This is a genomic window from Xanthomonas sp. NCPPB 3959 (assembly GCF_056675575.1).
This window is the reverse complement of the sequence record NZ_JBWWVR010000011.1, coordinates 36,957-51,784: the sequence shown is the minus strand read 5'-3', so window position 1 is coordinate 51,784 and position 14,828 is coordinate 36,957. Positions and strand designations below refer to the sequence as shown.

11 protein-coding genes are annotated in these 14,828 nt (G+C 63.0%); 4 read left to right on the top strand and 7 right to left on the bottom strand.

Going from position 1 to position 14,828, the window contains the following annotated elements:
* Window positions 1–200 precede the first annotated feature (200 nt).
* Genes AC1KVG_RS13985 through AC1KVG_RS13970 form a run of 4 tightly spaced genes read right to left on the bottom strand, consistent with a single transcriptional unit; the run spans window position 201 to window position 5,897 of the window.
* Entirely contained in the window at window positions 201–1,334 is a 1,134-nt protein-coding gene (locus AC1KVG_RS13985) for a hybrid sensor histidine kinase/response regulator (RefSeq protein WP_481094799.1), read from the bottom strand.
* Window positions 1,331–1,915, bottom strand: coding sequence for a chemotaxis protein CheB (locus tag AC1KVG_RS13980; protein WP_481094798.1), 585 nt, complete (start codon window positions 1,913–1,915; stop codon window positions 1,331–1,333). The genes AC1KVG_RS13985 and AC1KVG_RS13980 overlap by 4 nt, the downstream gene beginning before the upstream one ends.
* Window positions 1,912–2,760 carry a CheR family methyltransferase gene (locus AC1KVG_RS13975; RefSeq protein WP_174705847.1) on the bottom strand — a complete coding sequence of 283 codons (849 nt, stop codon included), beginning with the start codon at window positions 2,758–2,760 and terminating at the stop codon, window positions 1,912–1,914. The genes AC1KVG_RS13980 and AC1KVG_RS13975 overlap by 4 nt, the downstream gene beginning before the upstream one ends.
* Entirely contained in the window at window positions 2,733–5,897 is a 3,165-nt protein-coding gene (locus AC1KVG_RS13970) for a response regulator (RefSeq protein ID WP_481094797.1), read from the bottom strand. The genes AC1KVG_RS13975 and AC1KVG_RS13970 overlap by 28 nt, the downstream gene beginning before the upstream one ends.
* A 158-nt stretch (window positions 5,898–6,055) precedes the next feature.
* Between AC1KVG_RS13970 and AC1KVG_RS13965 the strand changes: the two genes are divergently transcribed.
* Both AC1KVG_RS13965 and AC1KVG_RS13960 read left to right on the top strand, forming a co-directional pair.
* Window positions 6,056–7,207 carry a two-component system sensor histidine kinase NtrB gene (locus AC1KVG_RS13965; RefSeq protein ID WP_481094796.1) on the top strand — a complete coding sequence of 384 codons (1,152 nt, stop codon included), beginning with the start codon at window positions 6,056–6,058 and terminating at the stop codon, window positions 7,205–7,207.
* Window positions 7,200–7,568 carry a response regulator gene (locus AC1KVG_RS13960; RefSeq protein WP_006450601.1) on the top strand — a complete coding sequence of 123 codons (369 nt, stop codon included), beginning with the start codon at window positions 7,200–7,202 and terminating at the stop codon, window positions 7,566–7,568. The genes AC1KVG_RS13965 and AC1KVG_RS13960 overlap by 8 nt, the downstream gene beginning before the upstream one ends.
* Before the next feature lie 31 nt (window positions 7,569–7,599).
* On the opposite strand, the gene AC1KVG_RS13955 is transcribed toward AC1KVG_RS13960, so the two are convergent.
* Both AC1KVG_RS13955 and AC1KVG_RS13950 read right to left on the bottom strand, forming a co-directional pair.
* Window positions 7,600–8,949 (bottom strand): glycoside hydrolase family 16 protein, encoded by a 1,350-nt coding sequence (locus tag AC1KVG_RS13955; protein ID WP_481094795.1) that lies wholly within the window; start codon window positions 8,947–8,949, stop codon window positions 7,600–7,602.
* Between the two features lie 214 nt (window positions 8,950–9,163).
* On the bottom strand, window positions 9,164–9,439 hold the full coding sequence (locus AC1KVG_RS13950) for a DUF2798 domain-containing protein (protein WP_023903163.1): 276 nt from the start codon (window positions 9,437–9,439) through the stop codon (window positions 9,164–9,166).
* Window positions 9,440–9,575: 136 nt separating this feature from the next.
* Between AC1KVG_RS13950 and AC1KVG_RS13945 the strand changes: the two genes are divergently transcribed.
* Window positions 9,576–10,547: a LysR family transcriptional regulator gene (locus AC1KVG_RS13945; protein WP_481094794.1), complete on the top strand. Its 972-nt coding sequence runs from the start codon at window positions 9,576–9,578 to the stop codon at window positions 10,545–10,547.
* Window positions 10,548–10,802: 255 nt separating this feature from the next.
* Here AC1KVG_RS13945 and AC1KVG_RS13940 read toward each other — a convergent pair whose 3' ends face one another.
* Window positions 10,803–12,386 carry an alpha-N-arabinofuranosidase gene (locus tag AC1KVG_RS13940; protein ID WP_481094793.1) on the bottom strand — a complete coding sequence of 528 codons (1,584 nt, stop codon included), beginning with the start codon at window positions 12,384–12,386 and terminating at the stop codon, window positions 10,803–10,805.
* Between the two features lie 348 nt (window positions 12,387–12,734).
* On the opposite strand from AC1KVG_RS13940, the gene AC1KVG_RS13935 reads away from it, so the two are divergent.
* Complete coding sequence (locus tag AC1KVG_RS13935; protein ID WP_481094792.1) at window positions 12,735–14,414, top strand: serine hydrolase domain-containing protein; 1,680 nt, start codon at window positions 12,735–12,737, stop codon at window positions 14,412–14,414.
* Window positions 14,415–14,828: the final 414 nt, after the last annotated feature.

The window sequence follows — 14,828 nt, the reverse complement described above, 5'->3', positions numbered from 1 at the left end:
AGAAACGACGAACAGGCGGGGCAGGGAGCGACACGCAGATCGGCGCGTGGCGCGGTCTACGTGAAAGCCTATCTGCACGGATGGGCTCGCTCGTCGTCACCGCCATGGATCGGACGATCCGTGCGCGCAACTGCCAGCGTGCTGCGTCCCCGCACCTGAGAGTGCCGACCCAGCATAGCGGGCCGACGCCCTCATGGCCGTTATGACGCAGCCAGGTTACGCCGTCGCAACGTCGCTTCGAACACCACATCGCCGTCTTCGTTGCGTGCCTGCAGCGAGCCGCCATGCGCCTTGACGAACTGATCTGCGATAAACAAACCCAGGCCCAAGCCCTGGCTTGCGTGGAAGCTGGCCTTGAATGGCTCGAACAGACGCGGCATCAGACTGTCGGGGATGTGGCCGGCGTTGCGCACCGACAAACGCAGTGTGTCGCGCTGGCGTCCGTCCAGGTGCACGCGCACCGGCTGGCGCGCGCCATGCAGCACTGCGTTGCCGACCAGATTGGAGACCACCTGTGCCAGCCGATCGCCGTCGCCGTCGCCGTGCAGATCGCCTTCGCTACGCAGGTCGATCGGCGTGTGCGGATTGGCCTGCGCCACCTCGTTCACCACGCTATGGGCCACCTCGCCAAGATTGCAGGGGCCGAACTGCATCGACAGCCCGTCGGTGCGTAGGCGCGAGAAATCCAGCAGCTGCTCGACCATGCGTGCCATGCGATGCGCGCTGTTTTCCAGATGTTCCAGCGTGCGTGCGGCCGAGCCTTCGGTGGCCACATCCAGGCTGAGTTTGTCGGCGCACAGCAGAATCACCGACAGCGGTGTACGCAAGTCGTGAGTCAGCACCGCCATCATTGTTTCGTTGAGGGTGAGCGCACGTTCCAGCGATGTATTGCGCGCCTTGAGCAGGCGCCGTTGCTGATACAACTCGATGAACACGTTGACCTTGCTCAGAATCACGTGCGGCTCGATGGGCTTGTGCAAAAAATCCACCGCGCCGGTTTCGTAACCTTGGAACGCACGCATCGGGTCGTTCGGCGAGGCCGTCAAAAAAATGATCGGCACATGCCGGGTGCGCTGCGAGCCGCGCATCAGTTCGGCCAGTGAAAAGCCGTCCATTTCCGGCATATGCACATCCAGCAATGCCAACGCCACATCGTGTTCGAGCAACAGCTCCAGCGCCTGCGCGCCGGAGGCCGCGCATAGTACCTGGATGCCGTCGCGCTGCAGCAGCGCTTCCATCGCCACCAGATTCTGCGGTACGTCGTCCACGATCAGCAGCTTGGCCGGTTCGGTGGTACTGCTGTCTGCAGCCAGGCCGGTCGCGGTGAGATTCATCGGTGGAAAGCCTCCAATCGGCTGCAGATCGCCTGCAAGGTGAGCACCGCATCGGCACCGGCGTGGGCGATGGCGGAGGCGGGCATCAAGGGAGACGCCGCATCGTCGGGCAGCTGGATCCAGGCGGTGCCGCCGACCGCGCGCACCGCCGCCACGCCAGCGCTGCCATCGCTGCTGGCGCCGGTGAGCAGGATCGCCAGCAGCCGTTGCCCGAAGACATCGGCGGCCGATTCGAACAAGGGGTCGATCGCCGGGCGCGAGAACAGCACCGGCGCATCCATCGACAACGCCAAGCTATCGCGGTTTTCTACCAGCAAATGATAGTCGGGCGGGGCGATGGTCACAGTGCCGGCGAGCAGCGGTTGCTTGTCCTCTGCCTCGCGCACCGGCAAGGCGCAGCGTGCATCCATCAATTCGGCAAGATGGCTGGTGCGGTCGCGTGGCAGATGCAGCACCACCAACACCGGCATCGGCAACTCCGCAGGCAGGCTGGACAGCAACGCCTGCAACGCCATCACACCGCCGGCCGATGCACCGACCACGATCGCCTCGAAGTGCTGCCACCCATGCGCGCCGCTCATGCCGCCTTCCGAAACAGACGTTGCTCGCGGGCCACGGTTTCGAAGGCCTGCGCATGCGCGCCGAACTGCAGCGATTCCTTGCTGCCCAGACCCAGAAAACCACGGTGCACCAGCGCGTCATGGAACAGACCCACCGCGCGATCCTGCAGGGTGCGGTTAAAGTAGATCAGCACATTGCGGCACGACACCAGATGCACTTCGGAGAACACCGTATCGGTGGCCAGGCTGTGATCGGCAAACACGATGTGGCGCTTGAGGCGGCGATCGAACACCGCGCCGTCGTAGGCGGTGGTGTAGTAATCGGACAAGGACCCGCGGCCGCCGGCCTCCAGATAATTGCGGCTGAACTGCGCAATCCGGTCGATGCCGAAGGCGCCGGCTTCGGCCATGCCCAGCGCTTCGGGATTGATGTCGGTGGCGTAGATCACCGCTTTTTCCAGCAGGCCTTCTTCGTGCAGCAGGATCGCCAGCGACCAGACTTCTTCACCGGTGCTGCAGCCGGCCACCCATAGTTTGATCGAGGGGTAGGTGCGCAATACCGGCACCGCATGCTCGCGCAAACAGCGGAAATAGGCCGGGTCGCGAAACATCTCCGACACCTGCACGGTAAAGAACTGCATCGCCTGCGCAAACGTCTCCGGCTCGTGCAGCAGGCGATGCTGCAGATCGGCCACGCGTGCGCAATCGAAGCGTCCCATGGCGTGGCGCATGCGTCGACGCAACGAGGACACCGCGTAATCGCGGAAGTCGTAGTGATAGCGCTGGTAGACCGCTTCCAGCAGCACCCGCAGCTCCAGATCGAACAGCTCCACTGCAGTCATTGCCGCGAGCACCACACCCGGCACAGCGACACCAGCTTGTCCACGTCGATGGGCTTGGCGATGTAGTCGTTGGCACCGGCCTCAAGACAGCGTTCGCGATCGTCGGCCATGGCCTTGGCGGTCAGCGCGATGATCGGCAGATCCTGCCACTGACGATTGGCACGGATCTGGCGCATCGCAGTGAGGCCATCCATCTCCGGCATCATGATGTCCATCAGCACCAGGTCCACTTCGTGCCTGGCCAGATGTTCCAGCGCCTCGCGGCCATTGCGGGCGATCTGCAACGTCACGCCCAGCGGTTCGAGCACGCTGGAGAGCGCAAAGATATTGCGCACATCGTCTTCTGCCAACAGCACGGTGGCGCCATCCAGCACCGCATCGCGGCGGCGCGCTTCGCGCAGCAGGCGTTGCTGGTCGCTGGGCAACGAGGCTTCCACGCTATGCAGGAACAGCGTCACTTCGTCGAGCAGGCGCTCCGGCGAGCGCACGCCCTTGATGATGATGCTCTTGGAATAACGGCGCAGGCGTTGTTCTTCGTCGCGTGTGAGTGCGCGCCCGGTGTAGACGATCACCGGCGGGAACGCGACCGCATCGTTGCCGGCCATGCGTTCGAGCAGGTCGTAGCCACTACCGTCGGGCAGCGCCAGATCGGTGACCATGCAATCGAAGGTGGAGCCGGCCAGTTGCTGCATGGCTTCGGCGATGCTGCCCACCGCGACGATTTCCAGTTGATCGCGCGCCAGCAGCAGTTCCAGATTCTCACGCAGCGCGCTGTCGTCTTCGACGATCAACAAGCGGCGCACGGCGCGTGCATTGGTGTCTTCCAGCTGGCGGATTGCGCCGGCCAGCAGCTCGCGCGTGGCCGGCTTGATCAGATAGCCCACCGCACCGAGTTCCAGCGCAATCTGGCTGCGCTCCATGGCCGAGACCACATGCACCGGGATGTGTCGCGTTGCCGGGTCGCGCTTGAGCCGCTCCAGTACGCTGAGCCCGGAGGCATCCGGCAGGCCGATGTCGAGCAGAATGCCGCTGGGGCGCAGGTCCGCCGCCAGCTGCAGCGCTTCTTCGGCGCTGGGCGCCACCACGCAATCGAAGTCCAGCTCATGCGCCAGGTCGACCAGGGCTTGCGCAAAACGCGTGTCGTCTTCCACCGCCAGGATCAGCCGGCCCGGACGGTTGCGTTGATCGCGATCGTCGTCGGCGCGCTGGAGCGGCGCTGCACTTGCTGCAGGAATCGGCAGCGGCAAGGCGCTGGACGCAACCACAGCCTGCTCACCAAGACGAGATGCCATCGCCATGCCGCTGGTGTGCTGCGCTGCTTGCGCGGCGTTAATCGACGCCGGCGGCGCATGCCTTTCCGCAACAGTCACACCCTCGGCCGGCGCGCCATCGGTCGGCAATTCCAGCGTGAAGCAACTGCCGCGTCCCGGCTCGCTGTCCACACGGATGCTGCCGCCCATGCGCTGCGCCAGATCGCGCGAGATCGACAGCCCCAGACCGGTGCCGCCATAGCGACGGCGCGTACTGCCATCGGCCTGACGGAACGCCTCGAAGATGATCTCGGTCTGTTCGCGCGCAATGCCGATGCCAGTGTCCTGGACCTTGAACAGCACGCGTCCCGGCGCCTGCGCCTGGATCGACAGACTGACGCTGCCGTGCTCGGTGAACTTGAGCGCATTGGCCAGCAGGTTCTTGAGAATCTGCTGCAGACGCTGACTATCCATGACCAGTTGCGTCGGTGCATCGGCGTCGGCCGTGATCTGCAACGCAAGACCTTTTTGCCGTGCCAGTGGCTCGAAGGTTTCGCGCAGGCGCTGCAGCACCGAGCTGGTGGCGATGGTGTCGTCGGCCAGTTCCACATGCCCGGCTTCGATCTTGGACAAATCCAGAATGTCGTTGATCAGCGCCAGCAGATCGTTGTTGGAAGAGAGAATCGCCTGCGCATATTTCACCTGCTCGGGACTGAGCGTGCCGTCCTTATTGTCGGCCAGCAGCTTGGCCAGGATCAGCGCGCTGTTGAGCGGGGTGCGCAACTCGTGCGACATATTGGCCAGGAATTCGGACTTGTAACGCGAGGCGGTGGAGAGCTCGTTGCTATTGCGCACCAGTTGGTTCTGCGCAATCAGCAAGGCCTGCTTCTGCGCCTCCAGTGCCTGGGTGCGTTCTTCCAGCTGCACGTTGGTCTGTTCCAGTTCGGCCTGCTGCTGTTCCAGATCGCTTTGCGATTGCTGCAGGCTGCGGCTTTGCTCTTCCAACTCTTCGTTGGTCACGCGCAGCTCTTCCTGCTGGGTCTGCAGTTCTTCGCTCTGGCGCTGGGTTTCTTCCAGCAAGGTCACCAGCTGCGCGCGCAGCAACGCGGTGCGCAAGGCCAGGCCGATGTTCTCGCCACAGCGTGCCAATAGTTCCTGCTCGCGCGAACCGGCAGTGCGCGGGTCGGTCACGCGGCCAAGTTCGACGATACCGATCACACGGCCATCGGCAGTGACAGGTGCCAGCAGCAGTTCCTGGCAACTGCTCTTGCCCAGGCTGGAGGCGATCTGCAGATGTCCTGCGTCCACGCCGCGCACGCGGCGCACCGCGCCACGCTGTAAGGCGTCGCCCAGTTGCCCGGTGTTGGTCGGCAGCGTCTTGGGCATGTCGGCCGGAAGCGCGGTGCCACCGGTCAAACGCAGGCGCTCGCCTTCGATGCGATACAGCGCGCCCACCTGCGCATCCAGCGTGTCGCACAGTGCGCTAACGGCAGCATCGGCCAATGCTTCCGGGCTTTGGTCGCCGCGCAAACTCGCTTCGACCGTGTTCTCTGCCTGCTGCAGCCACAGCGCGAATTCGGCTTGACGCCGCGCGCGTATCGCCTGCGTCACCACCAACGCCATCGCCAGGAACGACACGCCACCGATGCTGCGGTTGATCGAGGAAAAACTGGAATTGGTGCTGGACGGCGCCAGATTGAAACCCACTGCCAACAACACGCATGACAGCGCGCCCACAATCAATGGAACCTGCGTGCGGTTTTGAAACACCGTCACCCCAACCGCGACGAAGTAGGTCAGCCACACCGCATAGCCAAGCGGTGTGACCAATTCCACAGCGAGCGTCGCAGCCATCAAGGCCCCCGCGATGACCAACACCCAGCGGTCGCGTGTGGTCGAGATGTTCTGCATGAGGCGCGCGGACCTAAGTGGGAGGGCGGTCATGTTAGCCGATAACTTTCACGCGTAAATCGCCGGAAATTTGACGCTTTCCGGCCGGGTTGGCTTGCACATGGCCTTCACGTATCCGTCACTATGGTCGCGCGCTTTGCAGGGGGAAACATCGCGTGATGGATGCGGAAACGGCCACCGACACCGTCGGGCCGCTTTCTCACAACAGCCGGCAGTGCCAGCTGTTGCTCGAGAGCATGTGCGATTGCGTGATCTACACGCTCGATACGGGCGGCCACGTGCGTAGCTGGAATACAGCCTGCGAGCACGTTCACGGTTACGCCGCTGCCGAGGTCATGGGGACGCATTTTTCACGTTTTTATGCGCGCGAAGATGCGCCGCGCGGCGAGCCGGCACACCTGCTTGAGATCGCCAGGCGCGATGGTCGCGCTGCTGCAGAGGGCTGGCGCTTGCGCAAGGATGGCAGCCAGTTCCTTGCCCGCGTGGTGATCGAACCGGTATTGGAACTCGACGTGCTGATCGGTTTTGCCGTGGTGATCTGCGATATCAGCGAACGCCATGCAGCGCAGCAATCGCAGCAGGTGTTGTCGCAGGCGCAACGCAGCCAGGCGCTGGGCCGGTTGACGCGGGGCATGGCGCATGACTTCAACAATCTGCTGACCGTGATGGCGACCAGCCTGGATCTGATCTCGCGGCGTGCGGGCGAGGATGCGCGTCTGCGCACCTTGTTGGGTGCTGCGCAGACGGCAGTGGAGCGGGGCACCTTGCTGACCCACCACGTGCTCGCCTTCGCACGCGGGCAGCAATCGCCTCCGCAACGTCATGCAGTCAATGCAATCGTGACCGGCGCGTTGGAACTGCTGCTGCGTGCGTGCCCGGCCGGCATTGGCCTCTCGCTTGAATTGGCCCAGACACTGCCGGATGTGCGTATGGACCCAGGTCAATTGGACGCCGCATTGCTCAACCTGGTCTTCAATAGCTGCGATGCCATGCCCGATGGCGGTACGATCGTGCTGGCCACCGCCGTACAGCGGCGTGCCGCACCGTCCGACCCGCACGCTGCACAGCGCACTTACGTCAGCGTTGCGGTGCGCGATAATGGCAGCGGCATGCCGGCAGATGTAGCCCAGCGCGCTGGCGACGCGTTTTTCACCACCAAGGATGCGGGCACGAACGCCGGCCTGGGCTTGAGCCAGGTGTTCGGCTTCGCGACCCAATCCGGTGGTTTTGTCGAGCTTGACACCGCACCCGGACACGGCACCACCGTGACCTTGTTTCTCCCGGCCATCGAGGATGCCGAGCATGACTGAATCCCTGCGCTTGCTGATGGTTGAGGACCAAGAAGAGTTACGCGAACTGATCGGCGAGGCACTGCGCGATGCCGGCATCACCGTCGACACCGCCGACGATGGGCACAGTGCATTGCGCATGCTGCGCGAGAGCGGCCCTTACGATGTGGTGTTCAGCGATATCCGCATGCCCAACGGCATGTCGGGCATCGAGCTGAGCGAGCAGGTGACGCAACTGCTGCCGCAGGCGCGCATCATCCTGGCGTCCGGGTTTGCCAAGGCGCAGTTGCCGCCACTGCCGCCGCAGGTGGATTTTCTGCCCAAGCCCTACCGCCTGCGTCAGCTGATCGACATGCTCAAAGGCGTTGCAGCCAACGCGTAAACGTTGGCTGCATCCAGCTCGTGCGGCCGGTTCAACGGCTCTGGTAGTACACCTTGTCGATGGCGATCTCCACCGGCGCGGCCGGGGGATCGGCCACCAGCATGAACATCTGTTTGACCGCCTGCAGATCCAGATCGTAGAACGCGCTGAAGGGGATGCTGACTTCATGCCAGGCGCCATCGCGCACCAATCCGTACTGATTGCCGCCCGCGGCGAAGTCCACCCAGCTGTCGCCGAAACTGGTGTTAATGCCGATCTTGAAGGTCGAAGGCGTAGTGGTTTTAACGTGCAGTTTCAGTGCGCCGCCCGCATATGCAGCCATATTGCGATAGTCGGTCTGGATGCCCAAGCCGTACCAGGCACCGGCGTTGGCGCGGTACGCCATCACGTTGCGGCCTTCGAATGGGGTCTGCGCAATCGGGGTGAGGTTGTTCCATACGTACAGCTCGGCATCCTGGCCGAAGGTCAGCCGCGCACTGGTATCGCTTTGCTCGGTAAATACACCGAAGCGCCCCGCAGGCGCGGCATGTTGCGCGCCGATATACAGTTGTGCGCCGGGGTTTTGATACAGCCGGATGTAATCGATCTCCATCTTGCCCGGTAGCGGCGCCGTCACCGCAGCAGGCGAGGTAATGCCGGTATAGGTGCCGCCCACCGCAAGATTGAGCAGCAGATATTGCTGCTGGTGGAATTCGTGCAACGAGGCGCCTTGGATGTTGGAGATCGCAAATTCAAAGTACTGCTGGCCGTCGATCGACACGCGGATGAATTGCGGGTCCCAGGTCATCCGGTACACATGGAAGTCGTTGTGCAGATTTACCGGGCTGGTGTAGCTGGTGTCGTAGTCGGCTTGCGCGCCGTTGTAGTCCCAATGCACGGCCGCGCCGATGCGGCGGTTGGCGGTGCCGGCGGCGATTGCCGCCGCCATGCCGGCCTCCATCAGATCGATTTCGCCGCGGCCGGGCCACACGCCGATCGTGCCCAGCATCCAATACGCCGGCCATAGCCCGTTGCCGACAACCGGCGTCTTGATGCGCGCTTCCAACGTGCCGTATGTGAAGTGCATGCGGCCTTCGGTCTTGAGCCGTGCCGAAGTAAACGGCATGCCCTGAAACGCTTCGCGCCGCGCCTCGATCACCAGCCGGCCATTATCGATACGCGCATTTCCGGCACGGCTGGTGTAGTACTGCATCTCGCCATTGCCCCAGCCGCATAAACCGATCTGGCAGCCGTTACCGACGTCGTAGGTCCATTTGTTGCCGTCGATGGCCGGCCCGTTGAAGTTGTCTTCCCACACCAGGGTCTGCGCCTGCGCACTCGGCGCCAGGGCCATGCCCAGCACAACAGCGAACTGCACAGCGACACTGCGTAGCGTGTTCATGCGTGCTTCCCCAAAAGACGGACTCACGTCCGTGGAGAAGCGACGCTGCGCAGGTGCTGCTTCAGTGTCAAAGCAATTGTCGGGCGTGTTTCAGTTCCGTGGTGTTCATTACGGAATAATCCATCATTGGCATGACGGCGGTCGCAAACGCGGTCTGTGCCGTGCTGCGCGGCAGCACTTGTCTGCGACCGGCAGATGCACATCCACGCGCACTTCAATGCCCCGCGTGCACCGTCCACGCCACCAGTCGTATCACCAATGGCCGCACCACCAGCACGCAACAGAACGCGGTGGGCATCGCAATGCGGTAGGCGTCCAGCACGCGCCATAGATAGCCGGGTGCCAGCCCGGTGTTGGCGCCGGTGATGACCAGGCACATCAGCAAAGCCATGATCGCGGCCATGTAGAACGCGAAGACGAACGGGGTGGCGCGCACACCGAGTTTCCAGCGCGGTCGCGCCAACGGAGAGGAGGGTGGAGATGACGACATGGGGATGACCTCGACTGCCGCACAACCGCGGCGTGAAGGGAACTGTAGAGGCGCCACCGCGGCCGGGGTAGATCGCGTAGCCTTGTGGCTTACGTAAGAAAAACTTACGAATCGTTTGGTAATACTTGCCTCAACAATGAACATTCTTCAGTCCATCCGTAGTTTTGTCAGCACCGTCGATGCCGGCAGCATTGCCGGCGGAGCCAAGTTGCTCGGCGTCAGCGCGGCTGCGGTCAGCCAGAACATCGCGCGGCTGGAGCAGCATCTGGGCGTGCGCCTGCTGCACCGGACCACGCGCAGCCTGGCACTCACCGAGCGCGGCACGCTGTACTTCGAACAGGTGCGGCAGCTGGAGCGCGACCTGGAACGCGCGCGGCAATCGGTCGCCGGTCCGCAGCAGGCCCCGGCCGGGCGCTTGCGCGTGGCCAGCACCGCCGCTTTTGCGCGCCATGTGCTCGCTCCGATGTTGCCGGCGCTGCGCCAGCGCTATCCGCAACTGGAGATCGAGCTGTTGTGCACCGACCGCGCCGTGCAGCACGCGCAGGAAAGCGTGGACGTCAGCCTGCGCATCGAAGCACAGCTGGAAGACGGCCTGGTGGCGCGCTGCATCGCGCAGGTGCCGCTGGTGGTCTGCGCGGCGCCCGAGTACCTGGCCCGTTGCGGTACCCCGCAGACCCCGGACGAATTGAAGTACCACCACTGCCTGTTGCTGCGTTACCCGGTGGATGGGCGTTGTCTGCCTTGGAGCTTCGTCCGCAATGGCGTGCGCTTCCAGCCGGAGCTGGGCAAGGCGATGGTCAGCGACGATATCGATGCGCTCGCCACCATGGCCGCTGCCGGCGGCGGCATTGCACGACTGGCCGCGTATGTCGTGCAGCCGTATCTGCAGCGCGGTCAGCTGCAGCCGCTGTTCGTGCCCGAGACCCGCGGAACGACCCAGGCCGCGCCAGAACCGCTACGGATCTACCTGTGCGTCGCCGACCGCCGCGACTTCACTCCAAAGGTGCGCGCCTTTATGGACCACGTACTTGAACGCCTGCCGGCGGAGTGGCGCATTGCCGAGCCAGCGCTGACATCTGCGCCAGCTCAAGCAGCAACCGGTGCATAGCCAGCATCTGAGTTGCAACCCTTTGTGCCCTGCGCTCTGGTCAATAAGGCGCACAAAGGCGTGATGCGTTGACTCGCAAATGCGTGCCAAGTTGCTTGCAAGCGGTTCACTTTGAAAAGTGCAGCGCCCCAAGTCATCGTTCCTGATCAACTACAACGGCGGCAGCTACCGCCGCCGCTGTTGCTCATTCCACCTTGGACATGACAACCAAGCGCGCCGGCGGCTTTCAGTCAACGCGTCTGCCGTCACCATCGCTCACTCCAGCTTGAGCATCACAATCGAATGCGCCGGCAGCGCAACGCTCAACGCCTTGCCTTGCACGCGCGCTCCCTTGAACGCTTTCGGCTCCACCGCATGTGGCTGGGCGAAGGTGTTGTGCGCGGTGATCGCCGGCGCAGTGAGGATCTGCCCGTCTACGCTGCTCGGCGACAGGCCTTCTACCTGCACGCTCACGTTCGCCGCCGAGTTCGCATCCAGATTGGTCAGCGCGACATACACATGCCCATCCTTGGCCTTGACTGCCGAGCCGTGCACGGCGGGCACATGCACATCGCCGTGGCGGTACTCGGGCGTCTGCAAGTGCAGTGGCAGGTAGGTGGCGTCCTGGTACGGCTTGTACAGCGCGAACACGTGGTAGGTGGGCGTCAGCACCATCTTGTCGCCGTCGGTGAGGATCATCGCCTGCAGCACGTTGACCATCTGCGCGATATTGGCCATGCGCACGCGCTCGGCATGCGCACTGAAGATGTCGATATTCAACGACGCCACCAGCGCATCGCGCAGGCTGTTTTGCTGATGCAGAAAGCCCGGGTTCGCATCGGGCAGGCCGGCGTACCAGGTGCCCCATTCGTCCACGACCAGCGCCACTTTCTTGTCCGGATCGTAGCGGTCCATGATCGCGCTGTGTTTGGTGATCAGCTCGTCCATCACCAGCGTGCGCGACAGCGTATCGATCCAGGCGGTTTCGTCGAAATTGGTGGACGATGCGCGCGGCGGCCAGCCACCGGGCACGGTGTAGTAGTGCAGGCTCAGGCCGTCCATCAACGTGCCGGCCTCGCGCATCATCACTTCGGTCCAGTGATAATCGTCGTTGTTGGGGCCGGGCGCGATCTTGAGGATCTTCTGATTGGCCGGCGCCTTGACGAAGGTCTGGTAGCGCCGATACACGTCGGCCGCATATTCCACGCGCATATTGCCGCCGCAGCCCCACAGCTCGTTGCCCACGCCAAAGTAGGGCACCTGCCACGGCGCATCGCGGCCATTGGCGCGGCGCTCCTGGGCCAGGCTCGAGCGCGTGGGCGCGGTCATGTACTCGGCCCACTGCGCAATCTCGTCCGGCGCCGCATTGCCCACATTGCCGGCGATATAGGCCTGGGTGCCAAGCAGCTCGGTAAAGTTCATGAATTCGTGGGTGCCGAAGCGGTTGGACTCTTCCACACCGCCCCAGTGCGTGTTGATGCTGATCGGGCGTTTGGCCGGGGCCCCGACGCCATCGCGCCAATGGTATTCGTCGGCAAAACAGCCGCCGGGCCAGCGAATGTTCGGGACTGCGATCGCCTTCAACGCGGCCACCACATCGTTGCGATAGCCACGCGTATTGGGGATTGCCGAGTCCGCGCCGACCCACACCCCGCCATAGATGCCGGTACCCAGATGCTCGGCGAACTGGCCGAACAGCTGACGCGACACCTGCGCACCGGGCTGGTCCGCCCGCAGCGTACCGCTCACCTTGACCTCGGTAGCCGATGCGGTAAGTGCGTTCGTTATCAATGCAGCGGCGACGATTGATTGCAACATCCGCCTGCGCGGGATTTGCAACGCGAGGGAAATCCACTGCATCGGCTTGTCGCTCCTGGGCGGGTTGGTCGAGTCGTTCACGCACTGCCAGATCGGCAGGCGTGGCGCCAGCGTATTACGAGCAAGGACCGATGTCTGCGCCCATAGCTGCATCGCCGCAGCTCGCAGGAGCCCCGCCATGCACAGTTTCAAGGTCCAACTGCGTCGGCGCATCGCTGAAGAAGCGCCATCAGAGGGGCCTTTGCAAGCTCCCTTCTTGGTGCGTCTAATCCAATGCGAATATGGTGTAACAAAACGCACAACAATGCGTTTGATTATTTATGTACTGTAATGCACGGGAGACATCGGCTCCGATTCCGTTCGATCCAAGTCAGCTTCAGGAGCAATGCCATGCATTTGCACGCTGTTATCGCTACGGCATTTCTTGCAGTGGCTGCATCTGCTCAGATCGCGCAGGCCGAGCGGATCGACTCGGTTGTGGCCAGTCGCCACCACCAGGTGGACGCCATCCTCTCAAAATGGAAGGCGGGAGAAACGCCTGGGTGCGCTGTCGGTATCTCGGTGAACGAGGTCCTCGACTATGCCAAGGGCTTTGGGACTGCAGACCTCTCCAGCGCCACGCCAATCACTCCTGGAACCGTCTTCCATGCCGCGTCGATTTCCAAGCAGTTCACAGCCTTCTCCATCGGCCTGCTGGAGGAAAGAGGCCAGCTTTCCTACGACGACAGCATCCGAAAATACATCCCGGAATTCGCTGGCTATGCAGACGCGATCACAATCAGCGACCTGATACATCACACCAATGGCCTCAGAGAACAGGGGCAATTGCTCAACCTGGCCGGATGGCGCGACTCCGACATTTACACCGAGTCCGATGTCATCTGGGCGCTGACCCACCAGCATGGCCTCAACTTTGAACCCGGCGCTGAGGTGGTTTACAGCAACGCTGCGTATACGCTTCTTGGCGTCGTTGTCCAACGCGTTTCCGGCAAGACGCTCCGCCAATTCGCACAGGACGAGATATTCGTCCCGCTCGGCATGACCGACACCCACTTCAGCGACCGCTATACCGAGGTCGTCGCAAACAGGGCGCTGAGCTATGTTACGAATGGAAGCGCAACCTGGGACTTCGCCCCGCTTACGATCACCCACTACGGTTCGACCGGCCTTCTCACAACAGTCGGCGACTTATTGAAGTGGGAACGGAATCTAATCGACGGTCAGGTCGGTGGCCAGACCTTGATTGCCAAAATGAAGGAGTCAGGCACGCTCCGCGACGGGACCAGGATCAACTATGGCGGTGGACTGCGGCTTGACGAGTACCGGGGCCTGAAGCTCATCAGCCATGATGGCGCCGACGTGGGTTTTCGGTCGGATGCCTTGCTTTTCCCCGATCAGCGCCTGGCCATCGTCGCGCTCTGCAATGGCGCGACGACCGAACCGGCAAGCATTACCCGCGCAATAGCCGATATCTACCTTGAGCCTTTGAATCTGCCTGCACGCCTCGCCCCTGCTGTACGGATGGCTCCCGAGGCGCAGTCGGCCTTGGCCGGGACCTATTGGAGCCCACAGACCGATGAACTGATACGACTCGACTGGAAGGACAATGCGTTGAGGCCGGCCGGAGCCTCTGGTCTAGTTCCGATAGGCAGCGATGTCTTCCGCCCTAGCGACCAACCGCACGAGTGGATGTTTCACCGACCCTCAAGCCGGGTTGGCGATTTCCGATTGGTGGTGCGCGACTTTTGGCCGACCACACGGGAGTTCGTGAAGATCACCGAGCCCCTGCCTGCTCAGTCCGACTTGGTGGCACTGACCGGCACCTATCACAGCGAAGAGACCGACATGACGTACACCGTTGCGTTCGTGGATGGGCGATTGCGGCTTTCCTGGCCCCGTGGATATGAGCTCTCCCTCGATCCGGTGGGCGGCAACCGTTTCTCGAGCAGCCGTGGAACCATCACTTTCGTCAGCAATGGTAAGGGCCGTGTAGAGGGGCTGACCCTTAGCAACAGGAGGCTGCGCCGAATGATGGCGAAAAGAACGGACGCAGGGGAAGATGACACCTGAATCGCCACGCGCTCACTGCGTTGGGACTGGCGCTGACCTTGAAGTACTTGGCCTGCCGCAGCTTGCAAACATCCACGGGCGATGTCGTAGCCGCCGCCATCCTTCGCGGTCACCACCACGCGTTCGGGCAGCGCTACTTGATCGACAGATTCACGGCTCCGGTGCGTGCAGGTCGATCCAGTCCTGCAGCGCGCTTAGCTACGCGGCGGCGGTGTGGCAGCTGGTGTAGTGGTCGGCGACGGTACCGGCAATCCCGCGTCGACCAGGACGGTCAGACCGTTGTTTTGCCAGTGCGCCGCTGCACCCGTTGCACTTGGCTAGATCTGCAGTAGCAGACCCGGCTGCTCGTCCACCGGCAAGCCCGGTCTGCACGCCCATTCGGTGCTAGTTGCCGTGGAAAGCGAGTGCCAGCGT

Coding starts and splice junctions, on each gene's coding strand:
- AC1KVG_RS13960 (WP_006450601.1), top strand. CDS start 7,200: ATGACTGAATCCCTGCGCTTGCTGATGGTTGAGGACCAAGAAGAGTTA.
- AC1KVG_RS13950 (WP_023903163.1), bottom strand. CDS start 9,439: ATGTCGTCATCTCCACCCTCCTCTCCGTTGGCGCGACCGCGCTGGAAA.
- AC1KVG_RS13970 (WP_481094797.1), bottom strand. CDS start 5,897: ATGCAGAACATCTCGACCACACGCGACCGCTGGGTGTTGGTCATCGCG.
- AC1KVG_RS13955 (WP_481094795.1), bottom strand. CDS start 8,949: ATGAACACGCTACGCAGTGTCGCTGTGCAGTTCGCTGTTGTGCTGGGC.
- AC1KVG_RS13940 (WP_481094793.1), bottom strand. CDS start 12,386: ATGCAGTGGATTTCCCTCGCGTTGCAAATCCCGCGCAGGCGGATGTTG.
- AC1KVG_RS13935 (WP_481094792.1), top strand. CDS start 12,735: ATGCATTTGCACGCTGTTATCGCTACGGCATTTCTTGCAGTGGCTGCA.
- AC1KVG_RS13980 (WP_481094798.1), bottom strand. CDS start 1,915: ATGAGCGGCGCGCATGGGTGGCAGCACTTCGAGGCGATCGTGGTCGGT.
- AC1KVG_RS13965 (WP_481094796.1), top strand. CDS start 6,056: ATGGATGCGGAAACGGCCACCGACACCGTCGGGCCGCTTTCTCACAAC.
- AC1KVG_RS13945 (WP_481094794.1), top strand. CDS start 9,576: ATGAACATTCTTCAGTCCATCCGTAGTTTTGTCAGCACCGTCGATGCC.
- AC1KVG_RS13985 (WP_481094799.1), bottom strand. CDS start 1,334: ATGAATCTCACCGCGACCGGCCTGGCTGCAGACAGCAGTACCACCGAA.